This window comes from Photorhabdus sp. S10-54, assembly GCF_963878145.1.
GTDB lineage: Bacteria > Pseudomonadota > Gammaproteobacteria > Enterobacterales > Enterobacteriaceae > Photorhabdus > Photorhabdus kayaii.
The window spans coordinates 18,335-39,667 of the sequence record NZ_CAWNXG010000004.1; the positions used below are offsets into that span (position 1 = coordinate 18,335).

20 protein-coding genes and 1 pseudogene are annotated in these 21,333 nt (G+C 42.5%); 9 read left to right on the forward strand and 12 right to left on the reverse strand.

The genetic code is table 11. The features are described 5' to 3' along the window. Nucleotides 1-24 precede the first annotated feature (24 nt). Both pdxB and AACQ83_RS03310 read right to left on the reverse strand, forming a co-directional pair. Nucleotides 25-1,152 (reverse strand): 4-phosphoerythronate dehydrogenase PdxB, encoded by a 1,128-nt coding sequence (gene pdxB / locus AACQ83_RS03305; protein ID WP_112876274.1) that lies wholly within the window; start codon nt 1,150-1,152, stop codon nt 25-27. Between the two features lie 89 nt (nt 1,153-1,241). Then, nucleotides 1,242-2,015, reverse strand: coding sequence for an AraC family transcriptional regulator (locus tag AACQ83_RS03310; RefSeq protein WP_112876275.1), 774 nt, complete (start codon nt 2,013-2,015; stop codon nt 1,242-1,244). Between the two features lie 102 nt (nt 2,016-2,117). Between AACQ83_RS03310 and AACQ83_RS03315 the strand changes: the two genes are divergently transcribed. After that, nucleotides 2,118-3,005 carry a DMT family transporter gene (locus AACQ83_RS03315; protein WP_112876276.1) on the forward strand — a complete coding sequence of 296 codons (888 nt, stop codon included), beginning with the start codon at nt 2,118-2,120 and terminating at the stop codon, nt 3,003-3,005. Here AACQ83_RS03315 and AACQ83_RS03320 read toward each other — a convergent pair. From AACQ83_RS03320 to AACQ83_RS03330, 3 genes are all read right to left on the reverse strand, one after another. After that, complete coding sequence (locus tag AACQ83_RS03320) at nt 3,002-4,423, reverse strand: sensor histidine kinase (protein WP_112876277.1); 1,422 nt, start codon at nt 4,421-4,423, stop codon at nt 3,002-3,004. The two genes, AACQ83_RS03315 and AACQ83_RS03320, sit on opposite strands and share 4 nt — an antisense overlap. After that, nucleotides 4,410-5,087 carry a transcriptional regulator TctD gene (gene tctD, locus AACQ83_RS03325; RefSeq protein WP_112876278.1) on the reverse strand — a complete coding sequence of 226 codons (678 nt, stop codon included), beginning with the start codon at nt 5,085-5,087 and terminating at the stop codon, nt 4,410-4,412. The genes AACQ83_RS03320 and tctD overlap by 14 nt, the downstream gene beginning before the upstream one ends. Before the next feature lie 322 nt (nt 5,088-5,409). Continuing rightward, nucleotides 5,410-6,066, reverse strand: a complete 657-nt coding sequence (locus AACQ83_RS03330) for a DUF7424 family protein (protein WP_112876279.1) — start codon at nt 6,064-6,066, stop codon at nt 5,410-5,412. Between the two features lie 376 nt (nt 6,067-6,442). Between AACQ83_RS03330 and AACQ83_RS03335 the strand changes: the two genes are divergently transcribed. The 3 genes from AACQ83_RS03335 to AACQ83_RS03345 are packed head-to-tail and all read left to right on the forward strand — an operon-like array spanning nt 6,443 to nt 9,399. Further along, nucleotides 6,443-7,423: a Bug family tripartite tricarboxylate transporter substrate binding protein gene (locus AACQ83_RS03335; RefSeq protein WP_112876280.1), complete on the forward strand. Its 981-nt coding sequence runs from the start codon at nt 6,443-6,445 to the stop codon at nt 7,421-7,423. A gap of 13 nt (nt 7,424-7,436) precedes the next feature. Then, complete coding sequence (locus tag AACQ83_RS03340; RefSeq protein ID WP_112876281.1) at nt 7,437-7,868, forward strand: tripartite tricarboxylate transporter TctB family protein; 432 nt, start codon at nt 7,437-7,439, stop codon at nt 7,866-7,868. Nucleotides 7,869-7,878: 10 nt separating this feature from the next. Beyond that, nucleotides 7,879-9,399 carry a tripartite tricarboxylate transporter permease gene (locus AACQ83_RS03345; RefSeq protein ID WP_112876282.1) on the forward strand — a complete coding sequence of 507 codons (1,521 nt, stop codon included), beginning with the start codon at nt 7,879-7,881 and terminating at the stop codon, nt 9,397-9,399. Nucleotides 9,400-9,838: 439 nt separating this feature from the next. On the opposite strand, the gene fabB is transcribed toward AACQ83_RS03345, so the two are convergent. Further along, nucleotides 9,839-11,053, reverse strand: a complete 1,215-nt coding sequence (gene fabB, locus AACQ83_RS03350) for a beta-ketoacyl-ACP synthase I (RefSeq protein ID WP_112876283.1) — start codon at nt 11,051-11,053, stop codon at nt 9,839-9,841. A 674-nt stretch (nt 11,054-11,727) separates the two neighbouring features. On the opposite strand from fabB, the gene AACQ83_RS03355 reads away from it, so the two are divergent. From AACQ83_RS03355 to AACQ83_RS03375, 5 genes and pseudogenes are all read left to right on the forward strand, one after another. Next, nucleotides 11,728-12,273 carry a hypothetical protein gene (locus AACQ83_RS03355; protein WP_112876284.1) on the forward strand — a complete coding sequence of 182 codons (546 nt, stop codon included), beginning with the start codon at nt 11,728-11,730 and terminating at the stop codon, nt 12,271-12,273. A gap of 301 nt (nt 12,274-12,574) precedes the next feature. Next, nucleotides 12,575-12,696, forward strand: a pseudogene (locus tag AACQ83_RS03360) (IS30 family transposase); the annotation flags it as partial. Nucleotides 12,697-12,833: 137 nt separating this feature from the next. After that, nucleotides 12,834-14,900 carry a bifunctional tRNA (5-methylaminomethyl-2-thiouridine)(34)-methyltransferase MnmD/FAD-dependent 5-carboxymethylaminomethyl-2-thiouridine(34) oxidoreductase MnmC gene (gene mnmC / locus AACQ83_RS03365; protein ID WP_112876285.1) on the forward strand — a complete coding sequence of 689 codons (2,067 nt, stop codon included), beginning with the start codon at nt 12,834-12,836 and terminating at the stop codon, nt 14,898-14,900. Between the two features lie 103 nt (nt 14,901-15,003). Continuing rightward, entirely contained in the window at nt 15,004-15,303 is a 300-nt protein-coding gene (locus tag AACQ83_RS03370) for a type II toxin-antitoxin system RelB/DinJ family antitoxin (RefSeq protein WP_112876286.1), read from the forward strand. Further along, nucleotides 15,290-15,583 carry a type II toxin-antitoxin system RelE/ParE family toxin gene (locus tag AACQ83_RS03375; protein ID WP_112876287.1) on the forward strand — a complete coding sequence of 98 codons (294 nt, stop codon included), beginning with the start codon at nt 15,290-15,292 and terminating at the stop codon, nt 15,581-15,583. The genes AACQ83_RS03370 and AACQ83_RS03375 overlap by 14 nt, the downstream gene beginning before the upstream one ends. Nucleotides 15,584-15,700: 117 nt before the next feature. Here AACQ83_RS03375 and AACQ83_RS03380 read toward each other — a convergent pair whose 3' ends face one another. The 6 genes from AACQ83_RS03380 to AACQ83_RS03405 all read right to left on the reverse strand — a co-directional run bounded on the left by AACQ83_RS03380 (nt 15,701) and on the right by AACQ83_RS03405 (nt 21,321). Next, nucleotides 15,701-15,979: a YfcL family protein gene (locus tag AACQ83_RS03380; RefSeq protein ID WP_112876288.1), complete on the reverse strand. Its 279-nt coding sequence runs from the start codon at nt 15,977-15,979 to the stop codon at nt 15,701-15,703. A gap of 21 nt (nt 15,980-16,000) precedes the next feature. Continuing rightward, complete coding sequence (locus AACQ83_RS03385; protein WP_112876289.1) at nt 16,001-16,552, reverse strand: elongation factor P hydroxylase; 552 nt, start codon at nt 16,550-16,552, stop codon at nt 16,001-16,003. A gap of 22 nt (nt 16,553-16,574) precedes the next feature. Beyond that, nucleotides 16,575-17,378 (reverse strand): sulfite exporter TauE/SafE family protein, encoded by an 804-nt coding sequence (locus AACQ83_RS03390; RefSeq protein WP_112876290.1) that lies wholly within the window; start codon nt 17,376-17,378, stop codon nt 16,575-16,577. Nucleotides 17,379-17,466: 88 nt separating this feature from the next. Further along, a complete protein-coding gene (gene aroC, locus AACQ83_RS03395; RefSeq protein WP_112876291.1) occupies nt 17,467-18,552 on the reverse strand; it encodes a chorismate synthase in 1,086 nt (361 codons plus the stop codon). An 86-nt stretch (nt 18,553-18,638) separates the two neighbouring features. Beyond that, on the reverse strand, nt 18,639-19,571 hold the full coding sequence (gene prmB, locus AACQ83_RS03400) for a 50S ribosomal protein L3 N(5)-glutamine methyltransferase (protein ID WP_112876292.1): 933 nt from the start codon (nt 19,569-19,571) through the stop codon (nt 18,639-18,641). 355 nt (nt 19,572-19,926) lie between these two features. Next, nucleotides 19,927-21,321 (reverse strand): amino acid permease, encoded by a 1,395-nt coding sequence (locus tag AACQ83_RS03405; RefSeq protein WP_112876293.1) that lies wholly within the window; start codon nt 21,319-21,321, stop codon nt 19,927-19,929. Nucleotides 21,322-21,333: the final 12 nt, after the last annotated feature.

Here is a 21,333-nt window from a genome sequence, read left to right on the forward strand (position 1 = left end):
CATGCAGATATATTTCTGCACGGATTAAATCAGTTCTGTACTGAAACCAAGAGCAGCTAGCAACTCAGCACTCTCTCTATTATCACAACATACAGTTAGGGATGACCATTCCCGGCGTTCTAAATAGTTTTTGCGCAGATAATCAAATTGCCCTTTTTGACCGGCAACTTGCCGTAACGGGGTATCATCGCGGCGTACATCATACACTAAATGCATCAACCGTTTCAGTGTGCTTTGAGTTACATTTCCATGCAGGGTAACCCGACTGAAATCTGGCTCTGGCAATAGATCAGATAAAGCCACTTTACGGGGTTGACCAAGGAATTCACAGTAAGCTTCAAATACCTGTGTGGTACCACGCGCTTTACCTTCGAGGGTATAACCCGCGATATGCGGTGTACCAATATCAACTAATTCCAGTAAGGGTAGGGATAAGTCAGGTTCCGGCTCCCAAACATCCAAAACAACACTAAGTTTCTTACCACGTTTCAACACAGCAAGCAGCGCTTGATTATCAATAACTTCACCACGACTGGCATTAATCAATATGCGGTTATCCGGCAAAGCTGACAATAATTCAGCATCTACCAAATGGTGTGTTTTATATGGGCCCGATAGATTCAATGGCGTATGGAATGTCAGAATATCCGCCTCTTTGACCAGTTTTTCCAGTGGACAAAATTCACCGACATCCCCTCTGGCAGCTCTTGGCGGATCACATAAGAGTGTCCGCACACCAAGAGTAGCTAACCGCTGCGCCAGTCTACTGCCGACATTACCGACACCGACGATTCCGACAACTTTATCCTTAAGCTCAAAATTATCACGTTCAGCCAACAACATTAACGCTGAGAAAACATATTCAACCACAGCAATGGCATTACATCCCGGCGCCGCTGAAAACCCGATTCCAGCCTGAGATAACCACAATTGATCCACATGGTCAGTCCCCGCCGTTGCCGTACCGATAAATTTTACCGCGCTGCCTTTCAGCAATTCTTCATTAACTTTAGTTACTGAACGAACCATAAAGGCATCAGCATGATCCAATACCCCTTCCGGCACCGGACGCCCCGGAATAGCTTGCACATCCCCCAATTGCTGAAATAGTTGATCAGCATAAGGCATATTTTCATCAACCAGAATCTTCACTTAATCCATCCTGTGGCATTAAAACAGAGGCAGCGAACTATTTTGCCATTTAATCATAACAAAACCCATAATAACGGCTTCTTTTGTTGTTAACTTTTCCTGAAACGCTCCGGTGTCGTACCTGCCAATTGCTGGAACATAGCGATAAAAGCAGAAGATGAGCTGTAACCCACATCAAAAGCAACTTCATTAACAGTTTTCCCCTGTTCCAACAAAGAGATTGCATGTAAAAACCGTAACCTCTGCCGCCACTCGCTAAATGACATTCCCAATTCTTGCTGGCAACGCCGTGATAAAGTACGTTCCGAGGTATAACGCTGTTTTGCCCATTGCGCTAATGGCGTATTGTCAGCAGGATTACTCTCAAGTTCCTGTAATATCGGCGCCAAAAGTTTATCTTTAGATGAAGGCAGATAGGTATGCTGAACAGGGGATTGAATTAACTGATCAATCAGCACTTGAGCTAACCGTAAATCCTGTTCTGTTTCTGGTATTTTCAATTTACGTTCAAAACAGTCAGTCATAATCGCATTGAATATGGAGTTAAGCCGGATAATACAAGGAATATTCGGCAATAATTTCCCCCATTTAGGAGAAATATCTATTGCCCTAAATCTCATTGCTTTTCTACTATATCCCGAATGCTCTATTCCTTCCGGTATCCAGACACAAAATTGCGGTGGAGCTAAAAAATGCTGTCCTCCAGCATTCATTGCCATTACACCACAAACGACATAAATAAGTTGCCCAAATGGATGGGTATGACGTAAACACTCAGTATTCGCACTGAATAACTCGTTACGGAAAGAGATACTGGCCGGAATACCCATGACTTCTACAGGAATATGAAGTTTTTCTGTCATATTGTCTCAATTGCCTTATCCATTGGCTGATTATCGTTATATATAATGAATCAGACACCATTAGACTAAACACTCATTTTTATCTCAATGCGACTTATCTATATGAATATGATTTTCCCATTTCTGGCGGTCTTGATTTGGTCAATTAATGCCGTGGTGAGTAAAGCCTCCGCTACGGCTATTGATCCGGCTGCAATTTCTTTTTATCGCTGGTTCCTAGCCTTTCTCACATTAACACCCTTTGTCGTACTATCTGTCATTCGCCAATGGAAAACAATCTGTCAATATTGGTGGAAATTATTAATTCTTGGCGCACTTGGTATGATGCTTTATCAAAGCCTGGCCTATTACGCCGCACACAGTATCAGTGCAACATTTATGGGAATCCTTAGCTCATTGATTCCTCTTTTGACTGTTGTCATCAGTATATTTGTTTTACGTGTTGTCCCCACTGTCGGTATTGCTCTCGGTACCATTTTATCTCTGTCTGGTTTAGTCTGGTTGGTCAGCGCCGGTGAGCCCATATCATTATTGCAACACGGTTTAGGACGTGGTGAATTGATGATGTTGATTGCTTCCATCTCCTACGCACTTTATAGCGTGTTAACCAAACACTGGTCTATTCCATTACCCAACTGGCAATCCCTATATGTACAAATCAGTTTTGGTGTCCTGCTATTACTGCCAAATTTCCTGTTGACAAAAGATGTTCAATTGAATGCCAGCAATATCTCGTTAGTCTTATTCGCCGGTATTCCAGCCTCGATCATTGCTCCCTATTTATGGATACAAGGCGTCATAAAACTTGGTGCGAATACCACCACCATATTTATGAATTTGACGCCGATATTTACAGCTATTATCGCTATTCTGGTTCTGCATGAAGAGATGCACAGTTACCACCTGATTGGTGGCGGTATAACGTTATTAGGCGTTATGCTGGCACAGCAACTACGTACTCCTCTTATTAGAAAAACCTCAGGAAATTAATCATCAGAAAGCCTAAAAGGGATTCTTACTAATAAACCGCCCAGTGTTTCACTGGGCAATAATTGGGGATGAGTACCATGATAAATACCGATATCTTTTACCAGAGCTAATCCTAATCCTGCCCCTTCATGCCCCGCAGCATTATCAAGACGATTAAAAGCCATCAGAGACAAATTGACGTCTTCTTTAGCAATCCCCGGCCCACTGTCATCCACTTCCAAATAACAGTATGTCTTACAAGAGTTGAGAATCACTCTAGCCGTAACAATGCCACCTTCCGGTGTATATTTAATTGCATTGTCCAATAAGTTAGCACACATTTCCGTCAGTAATACAGGTTCCCCCTTGATCCATTGAGCATTTTCGCCTTCATAACCCAAATCAATATTCTTACTTTCAGCCTGTTGCAAACGAGAAAAACATGCCTGTTGCAACAATTCGACTAGATTAACCGGCCTATAATCCCGAACGGCCTCCTTTTCATGCGCTTTCAAACGAGAAAGTTGTAATAAACGATCCGTCAGAGAGATAGTGTTATCCAATGTACTATCAATGGCCTGTAAGCTTTCTTTCCATTGCGCTGGATCTTTGCTGGCAAGCGCTACCGCTACTTGAGTTTTTAATACTGTTAATGGCGTTCTAAGTTGGTGAGAAGCATCCGCACTGAACCTCTCCTGCCGACTCACCATCAATTTCAGTCGCTCTATATAACGATTAAATGCATATAACAATGGGGAAAGTTCCGACCAAGGCAACATATCCGGTAACGGAGTAAGATCATTTGCGGGACGACGGACCATGACGCCAGAAAGTTTATGTAGTGGTTTAAGTAACTGCTTCAACAGAAAATAAGCCAGAATCAGAGTCAACCCAACCACGGTTCCTTGGCTCATCAAAGAAGATATTAATAATTGTTGAGCAAGATAATGACGGGAAGCCACTGTTTCAGCAACTAGTATCAACGCCATTCCCATCATTCCCCCTTCATTGATCGGCTGATAAAGGGCAGCAACCCGAATAGGCTGGCCGTAATATTCAGCATCATAGAAATAAACTAGAGCCGTGTATAAATTGGAGCGAAGCGTATCTTTAGGGATCAAAGGCAAATCATCATAACCGGAAATTATTTCCCCTTCGGGTGATAACACCTGATAAAACAGCCTATCATTCATATTTCGCTCAAAACTATCCAGAACCACATAAGGTACATCGACAATTAATTGGTTATTTTTAACAGTCAGCCGTTCTGCCACAGTTCGAGCAGACGCCAATAAAGTACGGTCATAAGCCAATGTCGCCGCATTCTCTGCACTAAAATAATGGGTGCAAACCGATAAACAACCCAACACAAACAGTGGAACACCAAAAAATAAGAGTAACTGATGAAACAATGAGTTCGGTACTTTAAACCATGTCATCTTTCTGGTGCTCCAGACGATAACCTAATCCCCGTAATGTACTGATCCCCACATTACTGCCTGACAATTTTTTCCGAATCCGGTGTACATAAAGTTCAATACTTTGTAGGTTTGCTTCATCTGATAGTGCAAATACCTGCTCAAAGAGCTGTTGTTTAGAAACAGGCCTCCCCCGACGATGGAACAATGTTGTCAAAACCGAAAATTCCCTTGGTGTCAAAGCCAATGGCTCATCGTTCAGAACAAAGTAACCATCATCCTGATAAACAAGGGAACCGAATGTCAGCGTCTCCTGTAGAAAACTTGCACTACGACGAAGTAATGCCCGGATACGTGCTTCCAATTCCTGTAAATCAAAAGGTTTCGTCAGATAATCATCGGCACCAGAATTAAGCCCTTTCACTCGTTCAGAAACATCGGCTTTCGCCGTTAATAATAATACCGGCAAATTTTGCCCACGCTTACGCAAACGAACTAACAGAGAAAGTCCATCCAACCTAGGCAAAGAAACATCCAGAATCAATAATGCATAGTTTTCTGTCTGTAATAATTGATCAGCAACTATGCCATCACTAGCAACATCTACGGCAAATCCTGAACTGCTCAGTGCTTTTTGCAACCAATGCAATAATTCAGGGTGGTCTTCCACTAAAAGTAAGCGCATATCTTCAATATCTAATCGATTAATATATACCCGTTATCTTTCAAGTTGCCTCTTTGTTGGCTGCACTCGCTCACCCCGGTCACATAGTTTGCTATGCTCCCGGGGATTCACTCCCTTGCCGTCTCGATGCATCTTGAAATCCATTGGGTATAAATATAATTACAGACATAACTATATTTCCAGTTTATATCGCCACACCTATTTTTCTGAAAAATAGTCAGACACTAACTCAATTCCATTTTCATGCCAAAATACCTCGCTATGAATAACAGGGTATTCTGTCATACTGAATTAAGTAATAGATCTCTATTACCGCTTCCATTTACTCAGATATTGCCATGAGTACAGGAGTAAAATCAAAACGTTCATCCAATACAGACGCCACAGAGACATTAGACAAAGTGAGTTTTATTTCACTGCCTACTTTTAAACTAAAATTCGATATCACCATCGGATCTTTATCATTAAGAAATGCAGATAAACCCGTCATTTTTAAAACTTCATCGGTATCATTCTTAATATTAATTGAGATTTTGGTCTTTGATGCCATTGAACTATCTATCTGGCTAATTTTCTTCTTCATCTCTTTTGGTACGCTTATCACCAAGATATCTGCACCATTACCGTAAAGATGAATACCCTTAGTAGAACCAGTGATACTTGAATTCCCTACGCTTACAGGAACTTTAAAGTGAGCAAACGAATCCATACTTTTTCTGAAACATTCCACGTATTCCGCATTGGAAAAAATAGCCGGTACTTTTTCCTGAGTGTCTAACAAAGATTTTGATGGTTGTCTGGAATCTTTATAATCACCACAAGCACTGACTTCAACTAACAAATCAGATGTCACCGTTTTAACTTGTTCAGATAACAGTTGGTTAACAGATACCGAAGTACTGAGTTCTGTTTTACATCCCACCAAAGCAAAAGCCATAGCACTGCCCATAGCACTACAAAGAATCAATTTTCTCATCATTTCCTCAATTCAGATTTCCCCAATATAAAGTCTGATTATATTCAATAAATTTTCCATTTAATTTGACACATTGCATAAATAAATAATTACCATTTGCATTATACCTCCTTAGTCGAATGTAAATTTACCGTGAGTAAAACAGAGCAACATCAAAACTACGAGAAACTTACAACAAACCAAAACAAAAAAGGAAGTCTGTAACCATTTGTAAACTCATTAATGCGAAACGCTACGCAAATTTAAGCGATTGAAATCACATATCAACAACTTTTCTTGTTAATGAAAGGTAAATGAAAGGTTTTGTTATTACTAATTGAGTCAACCAGGTCTGTTTGTAGTGATTATATCTTACACGGGTATTGATGAGAGCCAATAAATGAAAATTATAACGATCAAGATGTTAGCGGCAACCGCTTTATTATTTAGCGCAAGCAGTGTTTTTGCTGCCAGTGCACCTAACCGGACCGAATGTATTGCGCCTGCAAAACCGGGGGGCGGGTTCGACCTGACCTGCAAGCTGGTCCAAGTTTCACTACTGGATACGAAAGAGATCAGCAAGCCTATGCGTGTCACTTTTATGCCCGGTGGTGTTGGCGCTGTCGCTTACAATGCTATCGTCGTACAACGACCTACTGAAGCGGGGACCATTGTCGCCTTCTCTGGCGGCTCTCTACTCAATTTGTCTCAGGGAAAATTTGGTCGCTATAACGTTAACGATGTTCGCTGGCTGGCAAGTGTTGGTACTGATTATGGGATGATCGCTGTCCGTGCCGATTCACCTTACCGTACCCTGAACGATTTGATGAATGCTTTTAAGGATAATCCCAACAGCATTGTATTTGGTGCTGGCGCTTCTATCGGTAGTCAGGACTGGATGAAAACCGCACTGCTGGCAAAAGAGGTTGGAATTGATCCTCACAAGATGCGTTATGTCGCATTTGAGGGAGGTGGTGAACCTATCACCGCCCTGCTGGGTAATCATATCCAGGCAGTTTCCGGTGATCTAAGCGAGATGGTACCTTACCTGAATGGAGACAAAATCCGGGTCCTGGCTGTTTATGCAGATAAACGACTGGATGGTGATTTAGCCAATATTCCTACTGCCAAAGAGCAAGGTTATGACCTGGTATGGCCGATTATCCGCGGATTTTACATGGGACCAAAAGTTTCTGACGAAGAGTATCAATGGTGGGTTGATACTTTTAATAAACTACAACAAACAGATGCTTTTAAAAAACAACGCGATATCCGTGGGTTGTTCGAATTCAACATGACCGGCAAAGAATTGGACCGCTATGTGAAAAAACAGGTTGAACAATATCGTGAACAAGCCAGAGCTTTTGGCTTAGCCAAATAACAGAGTCATTATCATGAGCGATCGTATCTTTGCTACTATCTGGTTAGTACTCTGTACTATTGGGATAGTTATTGGTTGGGGAATTCAGAGCGAATACACTTATGAACCCCTGGGGCCCAGACCTTTCCCAATGATCATTCTGTCTCTGATGGCACTCTGTGCTTTACTACTACTTTTCAAAAAACCGGAGCAAAGCAATTGGCCTAGTGCCCCCGTTATCCGTCGCCTAATGCTGTTGATTCTCTCTTTGGTTGTTTATGGTTGGTCATTCGAGTGGCTTGGTTTTCCTCTGGCTACAGCGCTGCTGACATTCAGTGTCGCGCTGTTGTTTAACGCAACACTGCCTGCCGCAATCATTTCCGGGGTGTTCCTTGGCGTCACGTTATATTTCGCCTTTGACCGCTTACTTGACGTAACCCTGCCTCTCGGTAGCTGGCTCAACTGACGGAGAACTTATGGAAACCTGGATGTATCTCAGTCAAGGTTTTGAAGTTGCAATGGTGCCGCAAAACCTGATTATTGCTTTAATTGGCTGTTTTGTCGGTACGATTGTTGGGCTGCTACCGGGGCTTGGGCCGATTAATGGTGTCGCGATTCTGCTGCCACTGGCTTTCGCTTTAAAACTGCCTGCTGAATCTGCCCTGATCTTATTGGCAACCGTTTATATCGGTTGTGAGTATGGTGGGCGTATATCATCGATTCTGCTGAATGTTCCCGGTGATGCCGCTGCCATTATGACCGCATTAGACGGTTATCCGATGGCCAAACAGGGCCGTGCAGGTGTGGCACTGTCTATTTCCGCGGTGAGTTCTTTCTGTGGTTCTTTGCTGGCAATTTTCGGCATTATTTTGTTTGCACCATTACTGGCGCAGTGGTCACTGGCTTTCGGCCCTGCTGAATATTTTGCACTTATGGTTTTTGCTATTGCTTGTCTGGGTAGCATGATGAGTCAGAATCCGCTGAAATCACTATTAGCAGCATTAATAGGATTGGGTCTGGCAACTGTCGGAGTAGACGCCAACACCGGGGTTTATCGTTTTACATTCGACAATGTTCATCTGTCAGATGGCATTCAATTTATTGTTGTGGTAATAGGTCTGTTTTCTGTCAGCGAAATTTTGCTGATGTTAGAGAGTACCTCCGCCGGCAAAACCATTATCCGCAAAACAGGCCGTCTGCTGTTCAATCGCAAGGAAGCGGCTGAATGCGCCATACCAACGCTTAGATCATCCTTTATCGGTTTCTTTGTCGGTATTTTGCCTGGTGCAGGAGCGACTATTGCTAGCGCAATTACCTACATGACTGAGAAGAAGCTCAGTGGGAATAGCGATTCATTTGGTAAAGGTGATATTCGCGGCGTAGCAGCACCAGAAGCGGCTAATAATGCTTCGGCCTGTGGCTCCTTTATTCCAATGCTAACATTAGGAGTACCAGGTTCAGGCACCACTGCCGTTATGATGGGGGCATTAACGCTCTATAATATTACGCCTGGGCCGGGAATGTTCACTGAACAGCCAGATATCGTCTGGGGGTTAATTGCGGCTTTATTGATTGCCAATATTATCCTACTGATTATGAATATCCCAATGATAGGTCTATTTACACGGATGCTCACTATCCCACTCTGGTTCCTTGTTCCAGCTATTGCTGCTGTTTCAGCGGTTGGTGTATATGCCATACACAGTACGACATTTGATCTTCTGTTGATGGTAGGGTTGGGTATTTTTGGCTACATTCTGAGGAAGATGAATTTCCCGATGTCGCCATTAATCCTCGGTTTCGTATTAGGAGAAATGCTGGAACAAAATTTACGTCGCGCACTTTCTATTAGTAATGGAGAATTTGGCATTCTGTGGAGCAGCACAATTACTCAGAGCTTATTGATACTTGCCGCTCTGGTTCTGATTACTCCACCAATATTAAGAATTATCCGTAAGCGCCGTATTCAGCAAATGGCTACTGAAAACAAAACGTAATAAATAAAAGCCTATAATATTACAAGATCATAATTATTATAGGCTTTCCTACCGTAACAGGAATATACTTCCATATTCACATTACATTTCATACACAATCAAAATTCAGCAAAACAGGTTTGAATTTATACTTATAAACGGATAACACAACACGCCAAGTTTGTTGCAACATTCATAGCAAAAATCACTTTACCAAAATACTATCTTTACCAAATAGGTGATTCAAAACTCCCAATAACTATTAAATAGTTATTAAATAGTATTGAGTATTCAACATTGTTAACAATGGCCTTTTCTGTTGAAACAGACAAGATACGAACAGCACACAAAAACAGGAACATACACACAAAGGTGACTCGCTACACACGGTCACCTAAGATGCATCAAATAACGACCATTGTTGTTTGGACACGATCGAAATAGACTCTGATGAGGAAAATTAAGCTGAATACTTGCTCATCACCAAAGAAGCATTAGTACCACCGAAACCAAAACTATTGGACATCACCGTATTCAACTTTTGCTCAGTAGGTTTAGTGATGATATTCATGCCTACCGCTTTATCATCAAGATCTTCAATGTTAATGCTTGGTGCAATAAAACCATGCTCTAACATCAGTAGGCTATAAATCGCTTCGTGTACACCAGCAGCCCCCAGTGAATGGCCAGTCATCGCTTTTGTTGCAGAAATTGCCGGTGTTGTATCACCAAAAACTTCCCTGATCGCCTCCAACTCTTTCACATCACCCGCAGGAGTAGATGTACCATGCGTGTTCACGTAATCAATGGAACCTTTCACACCTTGCAGTGCCATATTCATACAACGAACCGCACCTTCGCCAGATGGAACAACCATATCTGCGCCATCAGATGTTGCTCCATAACCAACAATTTCAGCGTATATGTGTGCGCCACGTGCCAATGCATGCTCTAATTCTTCCACAACAACAATACCGCCACCGCCAGCAATAACAAAACCATCACGGCTCTTATCGTAAGTACGGGACGCTTTTTCTGGCATTTCGTTGTATTTCGTTGAAAGTGCACCCATTGCATCAAATTCACAACTCATTTCCCAGCAGAGTTCTTCACCACCACCGGCAAAAACAATATCCTGTTTTCCTAACTGAATAAGTTCAGCTGCATGGCCTATGCAATGGGCAGAAGTAGAGCATGCAGAACTGATAGAGTAGTTTACCCCTTTGATTTTAAACGGAGTTGCAAGGCAAGCTGACACACCGGAAGCCATTGAGCGGGTTACCATATAAGGTCCCACACCACGCAAACCACGAGTACGCATCCCATCAGCACCCGCAACCTGGTTATACGGGGAACCACCACCAGAACCCACTACCAATCCGCTACGAATATTGGAAACCTGATCATCAGCTAGGCCAGAATCTTTAATTGCCTCTTCCATCGCCAGATAAGCATAAACAGAGGCATCGCTCATGAAACGCTGAATTTTTCGGTCTATTAATCCGGAAGTATCCAGTTTTACATTACCCCAGACATGGCTTCTCATTCCTATCTCTTTGAATTTTCCAGAAAAAGTTATTCCGGAGCGGCCTTCTTTCAGAGATGCCAGTACTTCTTTCTGATTATTACCAATGCTGGAAACAATACCCAAGCCAGTGATCACTACACGCTTCATTAAATACCTCATTAAATATGTTTATCTGCTGGATTTCCATCTATAGCTATGTAGCACTTTAGCGTACACTTGTACGCTGAACAAGTCCGATCAGGATAAAATTACGAAGAAAAATTCATCTTTCTAAAAATCCCAATATGCTTTCAAATCAAAGCAACTATTAACTTTCATAGAACACAATAAAGAGATTCAGATTTCAATAGATGAAAATAAATTTCAGATAGGAATTATTCTGTTAAACAATAAGATCGAAAAATACTCGTAATTTCCATCAAAAACTTAGTCTAAGGCTAATAATATCAATGCAATACATATGAACTTATCAATCATCCGGATAATGATTAGTAGCCTTATATTTATATAGCAGTTGCTATACTTGCTATTTTATTAAATTTCTTGTTAATTAGAAACAAATTTAATAACTGAGACTAATAAGGATGAATAAAATTTTCATGAAATGAATCAATCCCTATGTTATATTACTGGCTGAATTACATAAAATACCTAAACTTACAGCAACAAATGTTTTAGAACAGAAAATTTTCTGATTTTATCAACCGATAAAGCCATTATTCACACAAAAAATAATGGTAATTATGCTATGTCATATGCAAATGGTCGGTTCATTGTAAGACCTAAGTAACTTTACCCAATAATCCTAATGGGGGTTAATAATGAGAGGACTTGGTTATCTTCTACTGAGCGTTGGTATCATATGGATCTTAGTAGCTTTTAATATGGACATAAATATTTTATCACAATACAGCAACAAATTTAACAAAATTGAACCAATTGCTTCACAACAAAATCATATCCTAATTGGCGCATTCATCACGCTTTATGGACTAATTATGATTATATCCAGTAAAAATCAGCGATTATTAGAATCAATATACAGAAGTTATACTAAGGAGATTGCCGGGTTCAATTCAGAAGAAGTATTCATACCTACACCTATGCAAAATTCAGATTACTTAAAACGGGCTAATAATTACCGCCATTATGATTTTATCGACAAATATTCAAATACCCTTGAAAAGAGAGTAGTTGAATTTTGTAAGTTATGCTCATCCTATATTGAAGAAGTAAATCATAATGGCGGTGATAAAGAAGCAGCCAAGCGTAAAGTGATATCAATGATTGATACGATTTCCTCACATTTAAAAAAGAGGCAATCAGAAGAATTTAAAAAATTATGTGGATTTCACATTCATTTATAAATGCAAACCCTTTTTTGCTGAACTGCACCCCAAAAGTTGGACACCAACTGATTAAGGTGCAATTTTATGAAGAGCGCTTATTCATAATAAAAGCCAGACAAGTGGTTGATTATCTAAAGCAGTATAAAAAAATATTCTTGTATCATGAGACTATTTATATATTGATTTATACCCGTTATCTTTCAAGTTGCCTCTTTGTTGGCTGCACTCGCTCACCCCGGTCACATAGTTTGCTATGCTCCCGGGGATTCACTCCCTTGCCGTCTCGATGCATCTTGAAATCCATTGGGTATATAAAGATAAAAGAGAAATAAATGAGAATATCAATGGACTCATCAGTCAATACTTTCCAAAAATAACAGACTTTAATAAAGTCTCTAACCGAGAGATAAATTTTTCATAAACCGATTAAATAATCGCCCCTGAAAATTTGGGATGGCAAAACTGTACACGCCGCAAGCAAGGCTCAACACTTTTCCACTCTTTTCTTCTGCCAGGTGGTACATCAACCCCAACCTCGCTAAAATCGCATTATTATCAGTAATATTACAGGCATTACCGTGAAAAATTCTGTTATCTGTACCGCAACCCTAAGTTGGAATGATCAAGGTACTCCGGTTTCAACACAGTTTGATGACGTTTACTTCTCAAATCAAGATGGGCTGGAAGAAACCCGTTATGTATTTCTCAACGGTAACCGCTTCCCCCAACGATTCAGCACTCATTCCCGTTCTAACTGTGTAATCGCGGAAACCGGCTTCGGAACGGGATTAAATTTTCTGACGCTCTGGCAATCATTTGATGCATTTCGACAGCAAAATCCTGATGCCCCATTGAAGCGTCTACATTTCATCAGTTTCGAGAAGTATCCACTGAAAACCAACGAGTTAAAAGCCACTCATCAACGCTGGCCTGAGCTTGAAATTTTTTCTCAGCAACTCTGTCAGCAATGGCCTCAACCACTAGCAGGCTGTCACCGATTGATTATGGCAAACGGAACCGTCACACTGGATTTATGGTTTGGTGACGTCAATGATCTGTTGCCAACAATGGATTCCAGTCTTCACAGCAAAATAGATGCTTGGTTTTTAGATGGCTTTGCTCCTGCCAAAAACCCGCAAATGTGGGGTGAACAGTTGTTTGCTGCAATGGCACAATTTGCTCATCCAGAAGGCACTTTTGCAACCTTTACTTCTGCGGGTATCGTCCGTCGTGGTTTACAACAAGCCGGTTTTAATGTCAGTAAAGTCAAAGGATTTGGCCGCAAAAGAGAAATGCTGACTGGGGTTTTAGCAACTCATAAATATCAGCCATTACCTGCACCTTGGTTTGCCCGGCCATCAGCAAGCCACACCAATGATATCGCCATTATCGGCGGCGGGATTGCCAGTATTTTCACCGCACTCGCGCTACTGCGTCGTGGAGCGCAGGTGACTCTTTACTGTCAGGATACAACCTCGGCACAAGGTGCATCCGGTAATCGCCAAGGAGCACTTTACCCATTACTTAACGGTAATAATAACGAACTCGAAAAATTCTTTACCGCGGCATTTACCTTTGCCCGCCGCCAGTATGAGCAGCTATCAGCGCAAGGAATTGATTTCGACCACCAATGGTGTGGTGTCAGCCAACTTGCTTATGATGAAAAAAGTAGCAAGAAAATTGAGAAAATGCTGGCAACAGAATGGCCGAATGAACTCGCCATCGGCATGAATTGTCATCAGTTGAGTGAAAAATGTGGGCTGGATATTCATCACCACGGCATTCACTATCCACAAGGCGGATGGATATGCCCGGCTGAACTCACCAAAACGGCAACCGAATTAGCCCAACAGCAAGGCATGCTCTGTCGCTTAAATCATCAAGTTACCGCGCTTAATCACAACCAACATGGTTGGCAACTGCATTTGATGCATCAAGGACAACCGTTAAATGTACAGCATAAAACGGTAATTATCGCCAACGGTCATCATCTACCCCAATTTGAACAAACTGAGAAACTGCCGGTAACTGCTGTTCGTGGTCAAGTCAGCCATATTCCAACGACAACTGATCTGAGCCAATTGCAAAATGTACTTTGCTACGATGGTTATATAACACCGTCTAATCCAGCCAATCAACACCATTGTATCGGCGCCAGTTATCAGCGTCATCGGCTTGATAGTGAATATTCTGAAATAGAACAACAGGAGAACCGAGATCGATTGCTGAAATGTTTACCTGATGCCGAATGGGTAAATCAGGTTGATGTTTCTGCTAAACAATCCCGTCAAGGTATTCGCTGCGCTATTCGTGATCATATGCCAATGGTGGGAAATGTGCCGAATCTCAATGAAATAATGGCAGATTATCAAGATCTGCCAGAACAAATCCGTACAAAGGCCCCCATCACAGATGCACCTTGTTATTCCAATCTGTTTGTTATCGGGGCATTAGGTTCTCGTGGATTATGCTCTGCGCCACTCAGTGCAGAAATCCTTGCAGGGCAGATCTTTGATGAGCCATTACCACTGGATAATGAAACACTGGCAGCTCTTCATCCAAATCGTTTTTGGATCAGAAAACTACTGAAAGGCCGTAAAGTGAAAATTGAAAAGCCATTAAGGAACTGTACCGCCAAACGTTAGATATTCATATGAATTTTGGTAATATCATTTAATGTATCCTAACGCTTGCACATAGCTCTCAAATGAGATACATAATGGAATCTGATAGACGGAGGATAAAAAAATGGCTACTCAAACATCAATGCTGCACGTTCGTGTAGACGACAAACTCAAGACCGATGCGACAAAAACGCTCGCTAATTTAGGCCTAACCATATCTGATGCTGTACGCATCCTGCTAACCCGTGTCGCCAGAGATGGTGCATTACCCGCTGGTTTCACCGCTGATACGGAAACTTACGACGCTTGGTTTTTCGCTAAAGTGCAAGAAGCGCTCGACGATACGCGCCAATCAGTCCCACATCAGCAAGTAATGGATGAAGCGCAAGAATTAATTGAAAGGAAACTTCGTGCTAACTCTTGAATGGAGGGAAACAGCCAGAGCTGATTTGTTGATAATTATTGATTACATATCTGACGATAATCCCCATGCAGCTCAACAGTTAAAAAACGAAATAGAGAATAAGGTGGCAACACTACCAGAACGCCCGCAACTTTACCGACCAGGCCGCATTCCCGGCACGCGGGAGATGGTTGTCCGAGCCAACTATGTAGTGGTGTATGCCGAAACAACCCACACGGTGGTTATCCTACGGGTACTACATACCTCACGACAATGGCCACCATCAAACGAGATAAAGTAAAACATAGAAAGAATAAAAATCGCTATTGAGCCTCTGATTCTGGCGAACTGCACCGCCAAGCGTTAGATATTCATATGAATTTTGGTAGCACAGTTCGTTTTCTGCCCTTTAATAAAATTATTCAGCTTTGGCATTATCCAGCAGGCGCTGCCAGGTATTAAGAACAAGAACCTGATCTGGTGGTGCCAATTCTCCCGCTTTAATCGCATTTTGGATACTTCCTTCAACACGATCATGAAGCTGTTCAGCCGTATGCGCACCTTCCTGCTCCAATTCTGCTACCGCTAAAGTGAGATGCCCGCGGAGATAACCACCAGCAAACAATTCATCATCACTGGCATGATCTACCATGTCATCGATTTGCGCCAAAATGCGCGTTTCAAACTCAGCAAGCATTATTTTTCCTTAAATTCAATTTCATTCTACGAACATATCTTCCGGATAAGGGAAATGTTCTGCTTTCAATGGGGGCGTATTGTAGAACGAGTGCAATCCCTGAATAAAGCACTCTGCTCTTGCAGGTATACCCTGCGCCAAATAGTCTATGATCTGAGCATGAACTTTACGCTGAAAAACTAATCTGTCAGGTTCAAAATCCCCTTCAAGGTTGTCACAACTGACATTAAACGGAAAACCTGCCGCAGTACAAAACAACCAATCAAGTGCCTGTGGTTTAATTTCTACTTTTTCAAATTCACTTTGCGTCTGTGCATCACGCCCATCCGGGCAATACCAATAACCAAAATCCACTAGCTTACGACGCTCTTTACCCGCAATGCACCAATGAGCAATTTCATGTAATGCACTGGCATAGAAACCATGAGCAAACACAATCCGGTTATAGGGAACCTCTTCATCTGCCGGCAGATAAATAGGTTCATTATCGCCTTTAACCAAACGAGTGTTGTATTCATCACCAAAACAGCGATTAAAAATATCAATAAGTTGTTGATAGTTATGCGTTATCATGAATTAAAAACAAGATCCTGAATCAAAAATAAAATGCTAGCCAGCTACGGATCGTATCGCCGTGATTATCATTCAGTAACTTAATACTTATCAAAAAAGAGATAATGACAATCATAGGGCGAATCAATTTTTGCCCATGAGTCAAAACCAAACTTGCGCCTAACCGTGCGCCAATCACCTGCCCTGCCAACATCACAAGGCCCAATATCCACAAAACTTGACCGCCAAGGATAAAAAGCGCCAGTGAACCTATATTAGAAGCAAAGTTCAGTACCTTAGCATGCGCGGTGGATTTTGCCAGGTTATAGCCGCACAACACAACATAAGCTAATGCATAAAATGAGCCAACACCGGGACCAAATATGCCGTCATATAAACCAAGCCCACTCCCGATAAACAAGGCAAAGGCCACAGGCGTCAAGCGACGATGGCTATCTTCCATACCAATGGCTGGCGTCAAAAGGAAATAAAGACCAATGATAATGACCAGAACCGGTAATAGCTGACAGAGAAAATCTGGCTTTATAAACTGGACAATAATCGCACCAGCCATTGAGCCAAGTAATGTCATCAGTATGGCAAAGCGTTGAGATTTGAGATCAACCTCACCGTAACGAACAAAATAGAGGCTGGCAGAGAAGGAGCCTCCCACTGCCTGCAACTTGTTGGTCGCCAACGCCTGCACCGGAGAGACACCAACGGATAACAGCGCCGGGATGGTCAATAGACCGCCACCACCAGAAATCGAGTCAATAAATCCAGCCATCACTGCAACCAGAAAGAGCAGAACGTAAACTTCCGCACTTAATGACAATAACCAGTCCATATTTCATCCCATCAAAAGAAACCGCTTATCAACATTAAGCTACCCATTTCAGTCTCTGGGATTTTCAAGGCTAGCTTCATTCTCAAATTCACCAGCGAGGAAGGCTGGATTCTACATCAGCACACTGCGCTCGCTGGCGTAACAGGTGATCCATCAGCACAATCGCCATCATAGCTTCTGCAATTGGTACAGCACGGATACCAACACAAGGATCATGGCGACCACGAGTGACCATTTCCACTTCTTCACCCTGACGGTTAATCGTTTTGCCAGGCACCATGATGCTAGAAGTTGGCTTCAACGCAATATGAGCAACAATTGGCTGGCTACTGCTAATACCCCCCAGAATTCCTCCCGCATGATTACTGGTGAATCCCCGAGCAGTTATTTCATCTCTGTTTTCGCTGCCACGTAAATTGATAACACCAAAACCATCACCAATTTCAACACCTTTTACTGAATTAATACTCATCAGCGCATGAGCAATATCAGCATCAAGGCGATCGAAAACCGGTTCTCCCAAACCAGCAGGAACATTTTCCGCGACCACTGTCACTTTCGCGCCAATAGAATCGCCCGCCTTTTTCAGTTCACGCATCAGGGCATCAAGTTGTTCAAGCTTGGTTTCATCAGGACTGAAAAATGGGTTTTGTTCCACCTGTTCCCAATCTTTCAATTGGCAATGGATATTACCCATTTGGGTCAAGCAAGCACGGACACGAATGCCATATTTATCCAGCAAATATTTTTTCGCTATTGCACCTGCCGCAACACGCATTGCCGTTTCGCGAGCAGAAGAGCGGCCACCACCACGATAGTCGCGGATACCGTATTTCTGTTCATAAGTGTAATCGGCATGGCCTGGACGAAATACATCTTTAATAGCGCTGTAATCCTGAGAACGCTGGTCAGTATTTTCAATGAGTAAACCGATACTGGTGCCAGTAGTTACCCCTTCAAATACACCAGAAAGAATGCGAACCTGATCCGACTCACGGCGCTGCGTTGTATAACGGGAAGTTCCCGGACGACGCCTATCTAAATCAACTTGCAGATCAGCTTCTGTGATTGCAATGCCCGGTGGCACACCATCGACAATACATCCCAACGCCAAACCGTGAGATTCGCCAAAAGTGGTGACCCGGAAAAATTGCCCGATACTATTTCCCGCCATCCCAATTCCTTCCTGTTAACCGTTCTTTTTATTTAACTCTGCCCGTTTTGCATTATTATTACCGCAGCTACAGCCTATTCAATTATTCAATCTTTGAATAAGCGAAAATGTTCGTGATGTTCAACCAACTGTTGACGTGTCAACATAAATACGCCATCACCACCATATTCAAATTCCAACCAAGTAAATGGCACATCAGGATATTGTCCAATCAAATGCACCATACTGTTACCAACCTCACAAATCAATACACCTCGTTCAGTGAGAAAATTTGGCGCAGTTGCCAGAATACGGCGTGCCAGTTTCAAACCATCCGAACCCGCCGCCAAACCCAGCTCAGGCTCACGGCGAAACTCTTCCGGCAAGTCGCTCATATCCTCGGCATCAACATAAGGCGGGTTCGTGACAATAAGATCGTATTTAACCGGTGGCATATCGCGGAACAGATCAGAACGAATCGGAATGACCCGGTGGTCAAGGCTGTGATTCTGAATATTCTGTTCAGTCACGGCCAGCACATCTGCGGAAATATCCACCGCATCTACTTCTGCTTCCGGGAAAGCATATGCACAAGCAATGGCAATACAACCACTACCCGTGCAGAGATCGAGGATATTGGCGGGCTGCTCAGGGATCAATCCTGCAAATTCATTATTAATTAATTCACCAATCGGTGAACGCGGAACCAAAACCCGTTCATCAACATAAAATTCATGACCACAAAACCAAGCTCTGTTAGTCAAATAAGCAACTGGAATACGCTCATTAATACGGCGCAGTACCCGTTCAACAATACGATGACGTTCAGTTGATGTCAGTCGCGTGGTTAGCATCTCTTGTGGGATATCCAACGGCAAAAACAGTGATGGAAGAACCAGTTGCAGTGCCTCATCCCAGGGATTGTCTGTGCCGTGCCCGTAATAAATATTCGCCGCATTAAACCGGCTAACAGACCAGCGCAACATATCCTGAATGGTATATAACTCAGCTACTGCCTCATCGATAAAAATCTTGTCCAAAAGCGCCTCCAACCCTGCAAATTCATTAGCCTGCTAGTTTGCCACGATCATTGAGACAAATCAGCTTTATATCAGGTTAATGATATAGAATTTTAAGTACTAATGTTAAGCGAACAATGAATTAAGGAATGACAACTAAAAAGGCAACCCAGATATTTTATCGTAGATTTTTAATTAATTTTCGATGCAAACCGTCTTATTCAACAACAAGACGGTTTGGTTTCTATACCCGTCATCTTTCAAGTTGCCTCTTTGTTGGCTACACTCACTCACCCCGGTCACATAGTTATCTATGCTTCCGGGGATTCGCTCCCTTGCCGTCGCGACGCATCTTGAAATCCATAGGTATACCTATTTAACACCGCGTTTCTTTGGCTGATTGAGCGCTCACAATAATGACATTTTTTCGTATCCATAAATAATAGGCGGATATTAACAGCGCGATCCATACACCTCCCACATAGAACGCAATTCGTGTCGCAGGGAAGTAACTGAGAACAGCAATAATAAATATCATAAACACGATGGTCAAAATCGGCGCAACAGGCCACATCGGTACTGGGAATTGTAATTTTTGTGCTTCTCCCGGTGACATTTTTCTGCGCATAGCAAATTGAGATAGCAAAATCATTAACCAGACCCACACAGTGGCAAAAGTCGCAATCGAAGCAACAATGACAAATACCTGTTTAGGCAGCAAATAATTGAGAACCACAGCACACAATAACGCCAGTGTCATAACCATGATCGTCACCCAAGGCACGCCGTTACGGCTTAAATGCATAAATTTTTTATGGGCTAATCCTTTCTCCGCCATACCATACATCATACGACCGGCACCAAAAATATCGCTGTTAATGGCCGAAATTGCCGCCGTAATGACGATAATATTCAGAATATTCGCCGCCGAACCAATGCCTAATCCCTGAAATATTGCGACAAATGGACTACCTTCTTGGCCGATGCTGTTCCAAGGGTAAATCGCCATTAATACAAAAATAGTGAGTACATAAAACAGAAGAATGCGAAACGGGATAGAGTTAATCGCTTGCGGGATCACTTTCGCCGGATTTTTAGCTTCACTGGATGTAATACCAATGATTTCAATACCACCAAAAGCAAACATCACAACAGCCAGAGACTCAATAATGCCCCCCAACCCATTAGGCATAAACCCTCCGTGTTGCCACAGATTTTGAACCCCCGTTGCCTGAAAATGGCCGCTAAAACCAAACAGAATAATACCGGTTCCGGCAATAATCATGGCGCTGATTGCAGCAACTTTCAGAATCGATAACCAGAATTCCATTTCGCCAAATACTTTGACTTTACAAAGATTGAGCGCGCCAATAATGAAAATAATGCTAAGTACCCATATCCAACGCGGCACTTCCGGGTACCATAGCCCCATATAAATGCCAAAAGCAGTCACATCCGCCAGACAAACGATGATCATTTCGAAAGTATAAGTCCAGCCGGTAATAAATCCGGGTAACGGGCCTAAATATTGATGAGCGTAACTGGCGAAAGAGCCGGCATCCGGTCTGTAGACCGCCATTTCTCCTAAAGCACGCATAACCATAAAGACAGCAGCACCGCCCACTAAATAAGCTAACAATACCGCCGGACCGGCCATGTTTATTGCTTCAGCAGAACCATAAAAAAGACCTGTACCAATCGCAGAACCCAACGCCATAAACCGGATATGGCGTGCGTTGAGTCCTCGCTCTAGTTGTAATGAAGCTTGCATGATTTACCCTCT

What these genes read in the sequence shown, in the direction of transcription:
- AACQ83_RS03310 (WP_112876275.1), bottom strand. Translation starts at nt 2,015, where the DNA reads ATGACAGAAAAACTTCATATTCCTGTAGAAGTCATGGGTATTCCGGCC.
- AACQ83_RS03315 (WP_112876276.1), top strand. Translation starts at nt 2,118, where the DNA reads ATGAATATGATTTTCCCATTTCTGGCGGTCTTGATTTGGTCAATTAAT.
- AACQ83_RS03320 (WP_112876277.1), bottom strand. Translation starts at nt 4,423, where the DNA reads ATGACATGGTTTAAAGTACCGAACTCATTGTTTCATCAGTTACTCTTA.
- tctD (WP_112876278.1), bottom strand. Translation starts at nt 5,087, where the DNA reads ATGCGCTTACTTTTAGTGGAAGACCACCCTGAATTATTGCATTGGTTG.
- AACQ83_RS03330 (WP_112876279.1), bottom strand. Translation starts at nt 6,066, where the DNA reads ATGATGAGAAAATTGATTCTTTGTAGTGCTATGGGCAGTGCTATGGCT.
- AACQ83_RS03335 (WP_112876280.1), top strand. Translation starts at nt 6,443, where the DNA reads ATGAAAATTATAACGATCAAGATGTTAGCGGCAACCGCTTTATTATTT.
- AACQ83_RS03340 (WP_112876281.1), top strand. Translation starts at nt 7,437, where the DNA reads ATGAGCGATCGTATCTTTGCTACTATCTGGTTAGTACTCTGTACTATT.
- AACQ83_RS03345 (WP_112876282.1), top strand. Translation starts at nt 7,879, where the DNA reads ATGGAAACCTGGATGTATCTCAGTCAAGGTTTTGAAGTTGCAATGGTG.
- fabB (WP_112876283.1), bottom strand. Translation starts at nt 11,053, where the DNA reads ATGAAGCGTGTAGTGATCACTGGCTTGGGTATTGTTTCCAGCATTGGT.
- AACQ83_RS03355 (WP_112876284.1), top strand. Translation starts at nt 11,728, where the DNA reads ATGAGAGGACTTGGTTATCTTCTACTGAGCGTTGGTATCATATGGATC.
- AACQ83_RS03370 (WP_112876286.1), top strand. Translation starts at nt 15,004, where the DNA reads ATGGCTACTCAAACATCAATGCTGCACGTTCGTGTAGACGACAAACTC.
- AACQ83_RS03380 (WP_112876288.1), bottom strand. Translation starts at nt 15,979, where the DNA reads ATGCTTGCTGAGTTTGAAACGCGCATTTTGGCGCAAATCGATGACATG.
- AACQ83_RS03385 (WP_112876289.1), bottom strand. Translation starts at nt 16,552, where the DNA reads ATGATAACGCATAACTATCAACAACTTATTGATATTTTTAATCGCTGT.
- AACQ83_RS03390 (WP_112876290.1), bottom strand. Translation starts at nt 17,378, where the DNA reads ATGGACTGGTTATTGTCATTAAGTGCGGAAGTTTACGTTCTGCTCTTT.
- aroC (WP_112876291.1), bottom strand. Translation starts at nt 18,552, where the DNA reads ATGGCGGGAAATAGTATCGGGCAATTTTTCCGGGTCACCACTTTTGGC.
- AACQ83_RS03405 (WP_112876293.1), bottom strand. Translation starts at nt 21,321, where the DNA reads ATGCAAGCTTCATTACAACTAGAGCGAGGACTCAACGCACGCCATATC.